The organism is Streptomyces ruber (genome assembly GCF_014648075.1).
Classification (GTDB): Bacteria; Actinomycetota; Actinomycetes; order Streptomycetales; family Streptomycetaceae; genus Streptomyces; species Streptomyces ruber.
Genome location: NZ_BMQK01000007.1, coordinates 216,964 through 230,604, shown reverse-complemented (window position 1 = coordinate 230,604; position 13,641 = coordinate 216,964). Strand labels below are relative to the sequence as shown.

Genomic DNA, 13,641 nt, shown 5'->3' with positions numbered 1-13,641 from the left:
CCAAGCACGACGGCCGCCGACGCCGACAGGCGCCGAGGACAGCCGGGCGCAGGACACGGACAGGCGCCAAGCACGACGGCCGCCGACGCCGACAGGCGCCGGGCACGAGCGGGCCGCGGACACGGGCAGGCGCCAAGCACGACGGCCGCCGACGCCGACAGGCGCCGGGCACGAGCGGGCCGCGGACACGGGCAGGCGCCGAGCACGACGGCCGTGGACGCCGACAGGCGCCGGGCACGAGCGGGCCGCGGACACGGGCAGGCGCCGAGCACGACGGCCGTGGACGCGGGCGGGCGTGCCGTGCGCCGCCCGCGTCCGGGATCACGCCCCGCTCACGCCCTCCGCCGCCCGTATCGCGTCCCGGTACGCGCGGGCCGCCGCCCGCAGGGCCGCCTCCGGGTCGACGCCCTCGGCCTCGGCGCGGGCGGCCAGGGCCAGCAGCTCGTAGCCGACGCCCTCGCCCCGCGGCAGCGGTACGTCGAGGCCGGCCGTGCGGGTGCGGGAGGACAGCTTGGCGGCGAGGGCCAGGCCCGGCTGGCCGAGGGGGACGCCCTCGGTGACCGAGGTGCGCCGCTTCTCGGCAGCCTTCGTGCGCAGCCAGTGCTCCTTGACCTCTTCGGGCGTCGTGGCGGTCTCGTCGCCGAAGACGTGCGGGTGGCGGTGGATCAGCTTGGCGACGATCCCGCCCGCCACGTCGTCGACGGAGAAGGGCTCCTCCGGGTCCTCCTCGGCGATCCGGGCGTGGAAGACCACCTGGAGCAGGACGTCGCCCAGCTCCTCCCGCAGCTCGTCGCGGTCGCCCTCCTCGATCGCCTCGACGAGTTCGTACGCCTCCTCGATGCCGTACTTGGCCAGGCCCTTGTGGGTCTGCTGGGAGGACCAGGGGCACTCGCCGCGGATCCGGTCCATGACCTGGACGAGGTCGAGGAGGCGGGCGCCCGGCAGGTCGTACGAGGCGGGGAGCAGCTCCAGGTCCGGCATCGCGACGCGGCCGGAGCCCGCGAGGCGCGCCAGGCCGTCGGTGAGCGAGGGCTCGCCCTCGCCCGTCGCCACGACCACGACCGTGCGGCCCCCGGAGCAGGCGCCGACCAGCTCCTCGGCGGTGGGGGTCGCCTCGTCCACCGCCACGCCCGCGTCGCGCAGGTACGGCAGCTGCGGGTGCGCGCCGTCCGCGCACACGACGCGGTCGGCCGCACGCAGCTCCTGCCAGGCGGGCCAGGACAGGAGTCCGGGCGCGACGCGGTGGCTGGTGGTCAGCAGGACGATACGGCCGTTCGCCGGGGCCGGGTCCGGAGTGCCGGGTGCGCTGTCGGGACTGATTGCGTTCACTCCTCGAACGTAACGCACGTCACCGACAGCGCCAGAAGTTGTCCACAGGCTGTGGACGCGGCGCCGGTGCTACGCCGGCCGCGGTGCCGCCGCCGTGATCTCGCGGATCCAGGGCGTCCGCGCGTCCGCCCGGCTGCTCTTCTCGACGTCCCAGGTGCCGTAGCGGGGGTTGATGTCCACGTCGAGCTCGCCGGACGCCTTCGACAGCGCCTGCCAGAACGCGGCCTTGCCCTGGTCGGTGTTCATGTCGACACCGAGTGCGGCGGCCAGCTTCTGGGCCTGGATCTCGGTGCGGAGGTTGTCGTCGAGGCGCTGGGGGGCGACGCCGTACTGCTGGAGCCAGGCCGTCTCCAGGGCCTGGGCGCCGCCGGCCTGCTCCTCCAGGGAGGCGCGGAAGTCCTGGATCTCCTTGCGGCTGACGCGCACCCCGGCGTCGGCGGACGCGCGGTCCAGCACCCGGTCGAGGACCATGCTGTGCAGGGTGTCGCGGGTGAGCCTGCCGGTGCCGGCGACGGCCTGCTGGTACTGGGCCTCGTCGACGGTGGCGGCCCGCTGTGCCGTGCGGACCTCGTCGACCCGGTTCTCCAGCTGCGCGACGGTGATCCGCTGGTCCCCGACGACGGCGGCCGCGCCGGGATGCGCGTCGTTGCCGCAGGCGGTGAGGGCGGGGCCCGCGGCGGCGATCGCTGCGGCGAGGAGGAGCGCGGTGCGACGACGGCTACGGCGGTGCAAGGTGGCCTCCCTGGAGAGCTTGTGCAGACGGGTGCGCGGCGCGCAGCGCCACTGTGCGGGGCGGTGGTCGGGCGACGGGCGGGCGCACAAGGTCTTGCGGTGATCGATGGTAGGCAGTGGGCCTGTTCCCGACCAGACATCGGACCAACGATCCGCCACCACTTCGGGCACCGGCTCCCGCCCACGCGCGGGCGAACGGGCGGCTAGCGCACCCGCCCCAGCCACTGCAGCGTCCGCCGCACGTCCGCCGCCAGCGGGTGCCCCGGCCCCCGCAGCCGCTCCACGTCGTGCAGGAGGCGGGCCAGGGTGTCGTGGGCGGCGGGGCGGTCGCCGAGCGCCAGCAGCAGGTGGCCGATCCGGCGGCGTACGTCCAGGGAGAGCTCGGGGTCGCCCGACACGTACTGGTTCTCGTAGTACGGCAGCAGGACGCGGTACTCGGCGAGGGCGGCGGCCGGCTCGCCGAGCTGTTCCAGGCACTGGGCGGCGTCGTAGCGGAAGCGCAGGGCCTGCGGGTCCGCCTGGCCCGCCTCGGTGGCCCGTTCGTCGGCGAGGCGGCGCAGTTCGGGCAGGGCGCGCCGGTACTGGCCGTCGTCCATGAGCGTGGCCGCGTACTGCTTGCGCAGGGTCCGTACGACGGGCGAGTGCTCGCCGTGCTCGGCGGCGGCCAGCGGCAGTATCGCGCCCAGGATGTCCACGGCCTGGGTGATGCGGCCCTCGCCGAGCAGCCGCTTGACCTCGTCGACGGCGCCCGCGACATCGGGCTTGGCGGCGTTCCCCGCGGTCGCCGGACCCTTGGCGGTTCCGGCGTTCCCGACCGGCGCGGCCTGCGGCTGCGGTCCGGGGGCGGGGATGCGGGCGCGGTCCGGCCAGGGCGCGTGCGGGCGCAGGAAGGGGCGGGTGGGGTCGAGCGGGGCACCGGTCGGCATCCCGCGCGCGGGCAGCAGCGGGAGGAGCTGCTCGTACGTCTCCTGCGCGGACGCCGGGCGGTGCTGCGGGTCCTTGGCGAGCAGGCGCAGCACCAGCGCCTCCAGTGGCTCGGGCACCTCGGGGCGCAGCCGGCGGACCGGGACCGGCGCCTCGTACAGATGGCGGTGCAGCACGCCGAGGGCCGTCGAGCCCGCGAACGGGACGTTGCCGCTGAGCAGTTCGTGCAGCAGCACACCGAGCGCGTACAGGTCGGTGTACGGGCCGACGGCGCCGCCCATCGCCTGTTCGGGGGCCATGTAGGCGGGGCTGCCGATCGGGGAGCCGGTGTGGGTGAGGCGGGTGGTGTCCGTGTCCATCACGGAGGCGACGCCGAGGTCGAGGACGGTGATCGTGCCGTCCTGCTTGACCATCACGTTCCGCGGCTTGAGGTCGCGGTGGACGATCGGCACCGCGTGCACGGCGGACAGCACCGCGCACAGCTGGGCGGCGACCGCGACGGTCCACTGCCAGGGGTAGGGGTCGTGCTCGGCGAGGTGGTCGGCGAGGTCCGCGCCGTCGACGTACTGCATGACGAGGAACAGTTCCTCGCCCTCGCTGCCCGCGTCGTGGACGGTGACGAGTCCGGGGTGGTCGACCTGCGCGGTGACCCGGCACTCGCGCAGGAAGCGGCGGCGCAGTTCGTCGGCGTCCTGGCCCGCGACCTTGTCGGGGCGCAGCAGTTTGACGGCCACGCGGCGGTCCAGGCGCCGGTCGTACGCCGTCCAGACCTGGCCCATGCCGCCCTGCCCGAGGAGCGTGGACAGTTCGTAGCGGTCGGCGACCAGTCGTCCGCCGCCCTGGGGCGTCCCCTGGGTCACCTGTCACCCTCTTGCCGGCGCAGATAGTCGCTGAGTTCGTCGAGTTCGGCGCGCACCTGGTCGATGCGCGCGGGCGCCGGGCGCTGCGGATGGGCCTGCGGCTCCGTCCGGGGCGATGACGGGACGGGCGGCTGCCGCGTCGGCTGGGCGGGCATGTAGGGCTGCGGTTGTGGCTGCGGGGGCGGGGGCGGCGGTGCCGGGTAGCCGTACCCCTGCCGGCCGACGGCCGTGGTGCCGAGGTGCGGGTGCGCGTACGCCGCGGAAGCGGTGCCGCCGAAGTGGCGTATCTCCGCGTACAGGTAGTACGCGACGTTCGCCGGGACGCCGGCGAGCAGCAGGGACATGCCGACGTCGCCGCGCCAGGTGGTGAACTCCTCGACGCCCGGGTCGGTGCCCAGGATCAGGACGACCAGGACGATGTGCGCGACGGAGACCGTGAACGCGATCCAGTCACGGCGTCCGCGGGTCACGACGGCGAGCCGCAGCATGCACACCCAGGCCAGGAAACCGCAGCTCAGAACGGCCATCGTCACGAAGAGCACCCGCAGGGTGATCAGCCCGCCCCGGGAGGGGCGGGGTGGCGGTGGCGGCGCGTAGCCGGGGCCGTGCATGGCTGCTCCTGACGAACCTGTGCGAGCGGGCGTGCGATGTTCGTGTCGAGCGTATAGGCCGATGACCACATGCCGTTAAGGGTTGTGGACAACCGTTGCCGCACCGATTCCGCACGTCCGCCGGGGAAGCCGTCAGTCCGGTGCGAGCGTGCCGTCGGTCAGTCCGTCGTGCAGACCGCGCACGAGTTGCTCGCCGAGGCGCCCGGCGAGCCGCAGCGCGTCCTCGAACTCGGCGAGCGCCCGGAAACGGGTCCCGTAGCGGCGCTGCTGGTCGAGCGGGAGCCGGGGCAGCTGGAGGCGGCGTACGTCGAGGCGGGTGGCGGTGGAGGCGTAGCTGCTGGCGCGGCGGTTGCCCGCGGTGCCACGCAGGAAGCCGGCGAGGAACCACGGGTCCAGGGCCGCCGGGTCGGGGCGCAGCAGCGTGAGGTTGCGGCCGAGTGCCGCGCCGGCCGTCGCCTCGTCCACCACGCGCGCGACGGCGCCCCCGCCGAGGACGGGCACGACGACGTCGCCGTTCTCCACGAGGACGGGTTCCTCCCCGGTGTCGGGCAGAGTTCCCGAGGGTGCCGTGCCGGCCAGGACGTCGTGGTCGGTGAGCACGCGCGCGTGGGGTCCGTTCCCGCCCGTGCGCAGTGACAGGGCGCCCGCGCGCGCGAGTTCGCCGACCGTGGTGAGCGGCCGGTGCCCGCTCCGGCTCCCCGTCCCCGCGTCGTCCTCCGGCGCGGGGACGGCGGGCGCGAGGTCGGCGGTCAGGCGCAGGGTCGCGCCGAGGCGTTCCCGTACGGCCGTCAGTTCCCCCGCGCCACCGGCGGCGGCCGGGGGCGGCAGGTGGCGGGCGGGCGTCAGGTCCACGTCGTCGTCGAGGAGGTCGATGACGGGCAGGGAACGGCTCAGCCCCGGCTGCTCCGCCACGGTGCCCGCGCGGTCGAAGGCCTGCCAGACGTCGGTGACGGCGGTGTGCACGGCCGGCCAGTCGAGGCCGCCGCGGCCGCGTTCGGACGGCGCCGCACCGCCGTCGGCGAGCCGGCCGGTGTCCACCAGCAGCAGTTCGGGTCCGGCGGGCGTCCGGCCGGGCCGGCGCAGGACCCACAGGTGCAGCGGGATGCCGTGCGGGGGTGCCGCGCCGGCCGGCAGGGCGATCACCGCGCGCAGGGCGCCCCGGCGCAGCAGATCGGCGCGGATGCGGCGGCCGGAGCGGCGCCCGGCGGCGGCGGGCGGCATCAGCAGTACGGCGGTGCCGTCGTCCTTCAGCCGGGCCAGCGCGTGCTGCACCCAGGCCAGTTCGGACTCCGTACGGGCCGGGAAGCCGTACTCCCAGCGCGGGTCGTAGGCGAGTTCGTCGTGTCCCCAGTTGCGCTCGTTGAACGGCGGGTGGCACAGCACGGCCTCGGCGCGGAGCGTGGCGTACGCGTCCGCGCGCAGGCTGTCGCCGGCCGCCGCGCGGAGCGCGGCCCGGGTGTGCAGGGCGAGGCGGAGCGCGGTGAGGGCGGCCGACTCGGGAACGCTGTCCTGACCGGCCAGTTCGTGACCGGTGAGGTCCTGTCCGGGCCGGGACGCGACGGCGCGCAGCAGGGCGCCGGTCCCGCAGGCGGGGTCGAGCACGGACCGGGCGGGCCCGGCGAGGTCGGCCATCAGTCCGGCGAGCCCGTCGGGGGTCGGTGTGTACGGGCGCGTGTTGGCGTCGAGGTGACGGCCGAGCAGGAACTCGAACGTCTGCCGCGCCCCGGACTCCGCCGCCAGTTCCGCGGCGCCGCGGAGCAACGGCACGTCGGGCAGCAGCGCTTCGGCCGTCGGCGCGGTGAGTCCGGGCGGGCGGGTCCCGCCGAAGCGCGCGGTGAGCACCTGGTCGAGGGCGCCGGGCAGCAGGCCGGCGAGCCGCTCGTCGGGGCCCGCGCTCACCCGGAGCCAGTCCGGGTGGCGGTCGTGCAGGAGCAGCAGGACGCACCCGGTGCGGACGAGCGCCGTGGTGGACCCCTCGGGATGGCCGGCGAGCTGCTGCCAGACCCGCTCCCTGAGGGGCACCTCGGCGAGCTTGCCCTGCCCGCGCAGCCAGGCCTCGACCTCGGCGAGCGCGTAGGACGGGCTGTTCTCGGTGCCGCCGACCGGCCGCGGGAAGTCGGCGTGGCGGCGGCGCCAGTTGCTGACGGCGGCGCGGCCGACCCCGGCGAGCCGCGCGATGCCCGCGGCGGTCACCTCTGTCCCGTTGTCGCTCACGCGCCCGGCCCCCTCTGCCTCGTCCGTGCCGTCCGTCCACGCCGTACGGTGCCCCGCCGCGTGTGACGCCGAGCATACCGGCATAGGCAAGAAGCCTCGATTCACAGCGTGTACGACCACGTAAACGTAAATCGTGTTGACCGAGTTCACAGACTCTGTTCTTATTGACTCCGTCGAGGCGCACACACCCGCCCCGACTCACCTGAGACATTCCTGGGGGGAACTGTCATGCGTCGCACCGCACTCGCCGCACTCTGTGTCGCCGCCGCGGCCACCGCCACGCTCACCGGCTGCCTGCCCGGCGAGGACAAGGCCGACAGCAAGAAGGACGAGCCGTTCGCCGGACTGACCGGGGCCGAGATCACCGAACGGGCCCTGGACGCCACCAAGGGCGCGTCCTCCCTGCGCATCAAGGGCGAGGCACCGGACGAGGAGTCCGGCGGCACCATCCGGATGGACCTGGCGCTCAACACCAAGGGGGACTGCGCCGGCACGATCTCCATGAACGGCGAGGGCAAGGCCGAGATCATCAGAACCGGCGACACCGTCTACGTGAAGCTCGACGAGGCCTTCCTGCGCGCCCAGGGCCAGGGCGAGGGGCAGATGGAGACCGACATGGTCGTGGAGATGCTGGCCGGCAAGTGGACCAAGACGTCCGCATCCGGCCCCGACAGCGAGGAGATGACCGGGTTCTGCGACCTCGGCGCGATGCTGGACGAGTTCGACGGCGGTACGGACGCCCAGCGGGGCGGGGTCACCGAGGTCGACGGCACCCCGGCGATCACGCTCGAGCAGACCGACGGCAAGGACGAGGCCACCGCGTACGTCGCCACGGAGGGCAAGCCCTACATCCTCCGGGTGGTCAGCAAGACCCCCGGTGACGCCGGCGACATCACCTTCACCGACTACGACAAGCCGGTCCCGACCGCGGCGCCCCGGGGCGAGGTGCTGGACCTGGACGAGTTCGCGTCCTGAACACCCGCGGACCCGAGGCGGCGCAGGAGGGGGGCGCCGCCTCGCGAGGGGAAGCGGGTGCCGCCGCACAGCACCGGTGGCACCCGCTTCGCCGGCGCCGCGTGCCCGTCAGCCGCCGCACTGCGCCAGCATCGTCTCCTTGTCGGGCGCGGTGACCGCCATCTCGTACTTCTCGGCCACCTGCGCGAAGCGCACCGCGTACGCGCACCGGATCGACCTGCTCGGCGGCAGCCAGGAGGCGGGCCCGGAGTCGCTCTTGGCGGAGTTGGCACGGCCCTCGACCGGCAGCAGGTTGAGCGGGTCGTTGGCGAGCTGCTCGCGCTTGTCCTCCGGCCACCGGGACGCGCCCATCTGCCAGGCGTAGGACAGCGGCACCACGTGGTCGATCTGCACCTCGGCGGCCTTCTGCTTGCGCCACTCGATCGTGGTGCCGGTGTACGGGTCGTCCAGCGTCATGCTCACGACCACGCAGTTCGAGCCCGCCTTGAACTCCACGTCCTCGCCGTCGCGTTGCAGCAGGTCGTTGCGCGTGTCGCAGCCGTTCCGGGCCAGCGGCACCCCGTCGGCCGTGTCCATCCAGGCGTAGCCGAACTCGTCGCGCTCGTACCCCGTCTTCGGCCCGCGCCCCTTCGTGGTGAGCCCCTCGATGAGGTCGCGGGCCCTCGCCGTGTCGCCGTCCGACGTCACGGGCGCGAGACCCGGCCCCGTACCGTCCGGGTTCCCGAGCGGACTGACCGCCCGCCCCTCCGGCGCGGCCGACTGCGACCGCTCCGGTCCCGCCTCGCCGGGAAGGCCGGAGCATCCGGCGGCGAACAGGACGACCATCACGGAGGCGACGATGCCACGGCCACGTATCACGAGTTCTTCCAGCCCCGTCCGGCTCGGGTGTGCGACTCGTGCAGCGTATCCAGTCGGAGGTCACCGCTCCGGCAAGGGCCCCAGAACCTGTACGCCGTACTTCCCCGCGATGTCGGCCAGTTGGTGTGCCGTCTCCTCACCGATTCGCAGGTCGGCCACGTCGCGGGCGAAGTGCTCGAAACCGGATGGGACGCAGAGCGCGAGGATCCGCGCCGACTCCGAGACCACCTTCAGGCCGTGCGGCACCGACCGCGGCAGATGGACGAAGCCGCCGGGCCCCGCCTCCCACCTCTCCTCACCGCAGATGACCACGAGCTCCCCGTCCAGGACGTAGAGCGCCTCGTCCTCGTTGCGGTGCACGTGCCAAGGAGTGCTGAAGCCCCGCTCGTGGACCAGCTCCACCGCGGTGAACGCGCCCCCGGTGTCCGCGCCCTCGACCAGCATCCGCAGCGGGTCCCCGAGGAACCGGCGCTCCCCTCCCCTGCTCCGCCCCGGCGGGACCAGGAATCCGTCACCGGCCATGGTTCCTCCCCGAACGGAAAGACCGGACAGACGCGGGCGGCCGGAAGCAGCCGCTCGCTGTCCAGTATCCGCCGCGGAACCACCCCGTACAGGGAAGGAACCGGCCGTCCAGCGGCCACGCGGGCACGGGCGCCCGGGCGCCGGATCAGGACCCCAGGACCGACGTCAGGAACTCCCCGACCCACCCGAGCAGCTCCCGCCCGACCAGCGGCTTCCCGCCCACCTTCGCGGTCTTCGGGCGCGGCACCAGCACCTGGTGCGCCGTCGGCTTGACGACGACGCCCGGATACAGACGCTTCACCCGCAGTTCCTGCGACTCCCGCAACTCCACCGGCGCGAACCGGATGTTGTTGCCCTGCAGCACGATCTCGCCGACACCGCACGCACGCGCGAGCATCCGCAGCCCCGCCACCAGCAGCAGGTTCTCCACCGGCTCGGGCAACTTGCCGTAACGGTCGACCAGTTCCTCGCGTACGGCGGCGATGTCCTCCTCCGTGTTCACGGAGGCGATCGCCCGGTACGCCTGCAGCCGCAGCCGCTCGCCCGGCGCGTAGTCGTGCGGGACGTGCGCGTCGACCGGAAGCTCGATCTTGACCTCCAGCGGCGGCTCCTCCTCCACACCGCCCTCCAGGGAGGCCCGGTAGTCCGCCACCGCCTCGCCCACCATACGGACGTACAGGTCGAAACCGACGCCCGCGATGTGACCCGACTGCTCGCCGCCCAGCAGGTTGCCCGCGCCGCGGATCTCCAGGTCCTTCATCGCCACGTACATGCCCGCACCCATCTCGGTGTGCTGGGCGATGGTCGCCAGCCGCTCGTGTGCGGTCTCCGTCAGCGGCTTCTCCGGCGGGTACAGGAAGTACGCGTACCCGCGCTCCCGGCCCCGCCCGACACGCCCGCGCAACTGGTGCAGCTGCGACAGCCCGAAGTTGTCACCACGCTCCACGATCAGGGTGTTGGCGTTGGAGATGTCGATCCCGGACTCGACGATCGTCGTCGAGACGAGCACGTCGAACTTCTTCTCCCAGAAGTCCACGACGACCTGCTCCAGCGCCTGCTCCGACATCTGGCCGTGAGCGGTGGCGATCCGCGCCTCGGGCACGATCTGCCGCAGCCGCGCCGCCGCCCGGTCGATCGACTCGACCCGGTTGTGGATGTAGAAGACCTGCCCCTCGCGCAGCAGTTCCCGCCGCACGGCCGCACCGATCTGCTTCTCCTCGTACGGCCCCACGAAGGTCAGCACCGGATGGCGCTCCTCCGGCGGAGTCGTGATCGTGGACATCTCCCGGATGCCTGTCACCGCCATCTCCAGCGTCCTCGGGATCGGGGTGGCGGACATGGTCAGCACGTCCACGTTCGCCCGCAGCTTCTTCAGCTGCTCCTTGTGCTCGACGCCGAACCGCTGCTCCTCGTCGACGATGACCAGGCCCAGGTCCTTGAACCTCGTCTCCGACGAGAACAGCCGGTGCGTACCGATGACGACGTCCACCGACCCGTCCCGCAGCCCCTCCAGGACCGCCTTGGACTCCGTCTCCGTCTGGAACCGGGACAGCGCCTTCACGCTCACCGGGAACTGCGCGTACCGCTCGCTGAACGTGCCGAAGTGCTGCTGCACCAGCAGCGTCGTGGGCACCAGCACCGCGACCTGCTTGCCGTCCTGCACCGCCTTGAACGCGGCCCGCACCGCGATCTCGGTCTTGCCGTAGCCGACGTCACCGCAGATCAGGCGGTCCATCGGGACCGTCTTCTCCATGTCCTCCTTGACCTCGGCGATCGTCGTGAGCTGGTCGGGCGTCTCCGCGTACGGGAAGGCGTCCTCCAGCTCCCGCTGCCAGGGCGTGTCGGGAGCGAAGGCGTGACCGGGGGCCGCCATCCGCGCGCTGTACAGCTTGATCAGGTCGGCGGCGATCTCCTTGACCGCCTTCTTCGCGCGCGCCTTGGTCTTCGTCCAGTCGGCACCACCGAGCCGGTGCAGGCTCGGCGCCTCGCCGCCCACGTACTTGGTGATCTGCTCCAGCTGGTCGGTCGGGATGTACAGCCGGTCCCCGGGCTGCCCCCGCTTGGCGGGCGCGTACTCGACCACCAGGTACTCACGGGTCGCGCCCTGCACGGTCCGCTGGGCCATCTCGATGTACCGGCCGACACCGTGCTGCTCGTGGACGATGTAGTCGCCCGACTCCAGGGTCAGCGGATCGATGGTCTTCCGGCGCCGGGCGGGCATCCGCGCACCGTCCCGCCCGGCCGCCTTCTGCCCGGTCAGGTCGGTCTCGGTGAGCACCGCCAGCTTCAGCTCGGCGTCGACGAAGCCGTGGTCGATGCACCCGCACGAGACATGCACCACGGAGGGCGAGATCTCCCCCAGATCCGCGTCCAGCCGCGCCGCGATGCCCTCCCCGCCCAGCACCTCGACCGTGCGGGAGGCCGGCCCGTGCCCCTCGGTCACGAACACCGTGCGCCAGCCGTCGGCGAGCCATCCCTTGGTGTCGGCCAGAGCCTTCGCGGTGTCGCCACGGTAGGTGTCCGGGGCGTGCATGCCCAGCTTCAGCGTGTCGGCGTCCGTCTCCTCGTCCGCCGCGAACGGCGACACCGACCACCACATCATGCCCAGCTCACGCGCCCGCTCCCGGACATCGGCGATGGACCACAGAGAAGCGGCGCCGACATCGATGGGCGCCTCTCCTCCGCCCGCCGTGGCCGCCCAGGACGCCTGCAGGAACTCCTGACTGGTGGCCACCAGATCGGCGGCCCGGGTCCGCACCCGCTCGGGGTCGCACACGACGGCCATCGACCCCTCGGGCATGACGTCGAGCAGCAGCTCCATGTCGTCGACGAGGACCGGGGCCAGGGACTCCATGCCCTCCACCGCGATACCCTCGGCGATCTTGTTCAGCAGCTCGCCCAGCTCGGGATGGGCCTCGGCAAGAGCACGGGCCCGCTCCCGCACCTCGGCGGTCAGCAGCAGCTCCCGGCACGGCGGAGCCCACAGCCCGTGCTCGGCGACTTCCAGCGATCTCTGGTCAGCGACCTTGAAGTACCGGATCTCCTCGACGTCGTCGCCCCAGAACTCCACCCGCAGCGGATGCTCCTCGGTCGGCGGAAAGACATCGAGGATCCCTCCCCGGACAGCGAACTCGCCACGCTTCTCGACCAGTTCCACCCGGGAGTAAGCGGCTGCCGCGAGCGCCTCCACGACATCACCCAGATCAGCGCTCTGCCCGGTGCGCAGCGCCACCGGCTCAAGGTCCCCCAACCCCTTGACCTGCGGCTGGAGCACCGACCGCACGGGCGCGACCACCACGGACACCGGCCCGGTGGCGGGATCGTCCGGACTCGGGTGCGCCAGCCTCCGCAGCACGGCCAGCCGCCGCCCCACGGTGTCACTGCGCGGGCTCAGCCGCTCGTGCGGCAGCGTCTCCCACGACGGGTACTCCACCACCGAGTCCTCCGGCAGCAGCGACCGCAGCGCCGCCGCGAGGTCCTCGGCCTCCCGGCCGGTCGCGGTCACGGCCAGCACGGGACGGCCGGCGTCCCGGGCCAGCGCGGCCACCGCGAAGGGGCGGGCCGCCGGGGGCCCCACCAGGTCGACGTGCGCCCGACGACCGTCGGCGGCGGCACTCACCGCCTCCGCGAGGGCGGCGTCCCTGACGACGACGTCAAGCAGACCGTGCAGGCTCATGAAGGACTTCCATCCTCGGGGAGTGGGCAACGCGAGCGACCCGACACGTCACACGGGCCGGGGTCCTCAAGAGTACGCCGGGCCGCGGGGCCGGCTGAGCCGGAGCGGACGGGTACCCCCGGCCACGCAGAGGCACCCATTCCCCTCCAAGGCGGTCCCGGCCCCACGGCCCGGCAGCCGCGCACGGCGGGAAGGGGGCGTGCCGGGGGGCGTCTGCGCGCAGCGGCCGGCGCGGACCACCGGCCGCCCTCCCCAGGCGAACAGCCCGCCGGACCGAGCCCGGACACCCCCGGCGCGCACCCGCCCCACACCTGACAACAGGCGCCGGAGCCGCAACGGCGAAGCGCCCGCCCGCCACCGCGCCTACTCCGTAGCAATCGCGTTCAGCACGTTCATCCGCCCCGCCCGGAACGCCGGCACCAAGGCGGCGGACAACCCCACGAACGCCGCCCCCACGAACACCCCGCCGATCGTCGCCCAAGGGATCTCCAGGACCTTCGGCCCCTCCAGCGCCAGCAACCGCTGCGCCGCGCCCCCCCCCAGCCCATCCCCAGCCCCAGCCCCAGCCCCAGCAGCGCGCCGAACAGCGCTATCACCACCGACTCCAGGCGGATCATGCGCCGCAGCTGCCGCCGCGACAGCCCGACCGCCCGCAGCAGGCCGATCTCCCGGGTCCGCTCCACCACGGACGGGGCGAGCGTGTTCACCACACCGAGCGCCGCCACGACGATCGCCGGCGCCAGCAGCCCGTGGACCATGTTCAGCAGCTGCCCGATCTGGTCCTGCAGAGCCGCCTCGTAGTCGGTCTGGTCACGCACGGTGTACTGCGGACAGTCGCCCAGCGCCGCCTTCAGCCCCGCGTAGGCGGCCTCCTCCCGACCGTCCTCCGCCGCCGCGAACAGCAGCGTGTCCAGCGGCATGCGCTCCGGGGGTACGGGGA

At 73.4% G+C, this 13,641-nt stretch carries 9 protein-coding genes and 1 pseudogene; 1 reads left to right on the top strand and 9 read right to left on the bottom strand.

Annotated elements, in window-relative coordinates:
* Nucleotides 1-321 precede the first annotated feature (321 nt).
* From IEZ04_RS18070 to IEZ04_RS18050, 5 genes are all read right to left on the bottom strand, one after another.
* Nucleotides 322-1,329 (bottom strand): nucleoside triphosphate pyrophosphohydrolase, encoded by a 1,008-nt coding sequence (locus IEZ04_RS18070; RefSeq protein ID WP_189217915.1) that lies wholly within the window; start codon nt 1,327-1,329, stop codon nt 322-324.
* A 69-nt stretch (nt 1,330-1,398) separates the two neighbouring features.
* Nucleotides 1,399-2,061 (bottom strand): SurA N-terminal domain-containing protein, encoded by a 663-nt coding sequence (locus tag IEZ04_RS18065; protein WP_189217914.1) that lies wholly within the window; start codon nt 2,059-2,061, stop codon nt 1,399-1,401.
* Nucleotides 2,062-2,264: 203 nt separating this feature from the next.
* Nucleotides 2,265-3,791: a serine/threonine-protein kinase gene (locus tag IEZ04_RS18060; protein ID WP_268245674.1), complete on the bottom strand. Its 1,527-nt coding sequence runs from the start codon at nt 3,789-3,791 to the stop codon at nt 2,265-2,267.
* 50 nt (nt 3,792-3,841) lie between these two features.
* On the bottom strand, nt 3,842-4,456 hold the full coding sequence (locus IEZ04_RS18055) for a hypothetical protein (RefSeq protein WP_189217912.1): 615 nt from the start codon (nt 4,454-4,456) through the stop codon (nt 3,842-3,844).
* A 132-nt stretch (nt 4,457-4,588) separates the two neighbouring features.
* Nucleotides 4,589-6,670: an N-6 DNA methylase gene (locus tag IEZ04_RS18050; protein ID WP_189217911.1), complete on the bottom strand. Its 2,082-nt coding sequence runs from the start codon at nt 6,668-6,670 to the stop codon at nt 4,589-4,591.
* A 228-nt stretch (nt 6,671-6,898) separates the two neighbouring features.
* Between IEZ04_RS18050 and IEZ04_RS18045 the strand changes: the two genes are divergently transcribed.
* On the top strand, nt 6,899-7,645 hold the full coding sequence (locus IEZ04_RS18045; protein WP_189217910.1) for a hypothetical protein: 747 nt from the start codon (nt 6,899-6,901) through the stop codon (nt 7,643-7,645).
* 108 nt (nt 7,646-7,753) lie between these two features.
* Here IEZ04_RS18045 and IEZ04_RS18040 read toward each other — a convergent pair whose 3' ends face one another.
* The 4 genes and pseudogenes from IEZ04_RS18040 to IEZ04_RS18025 form a co-directional block, all read right to left on the bottom strand.
* Complete coding sequence (locus IEZ04_RS18040) at nt 7,754-8,470, bottom strand: HNH endonuclease family protein (protein ID WP_189217994.1); 717 nt, start codon at nt 8,468-8,470, stop codon at nt 7,754-7,756.
* 93 nt (nt 8,471-8,563) lie between these two features.
* Nucleotides 8,564-9,025, bottom strand: coding sequence for a cupin domain-containing protein (locus tag IEZ04_RS18035; protein WP_189217909.1), 462 nt, complete (start codon nt 9,023-9,025; stop codon nt 8,564-8,566).
* Nucleotides 9,026-9,170: 145 nt separating this feature from the next.
* On the bottom strand, nt 9,171-12,701 hold the full coding sequence (gene mfd, locus IEZ04_RS18030; RefSeq protein WP_189217908.1) for a transcription-repair coupling factor: 3,531 nt from the start codon (nt 12,699-12,701) through the stop codon (nt 9,171-9,173).
* 363 nt (nt 12,702-13,064) lie between these two features.
* Nucleotides 13,065-13,636: pseudogene (locus IEZ04_RS18025) on the bottom strand (ABC transporter permease); the annotation flags it as partial.
* Nucleotides 13,637-13,641: the final 5 nt, after the last annotated feature.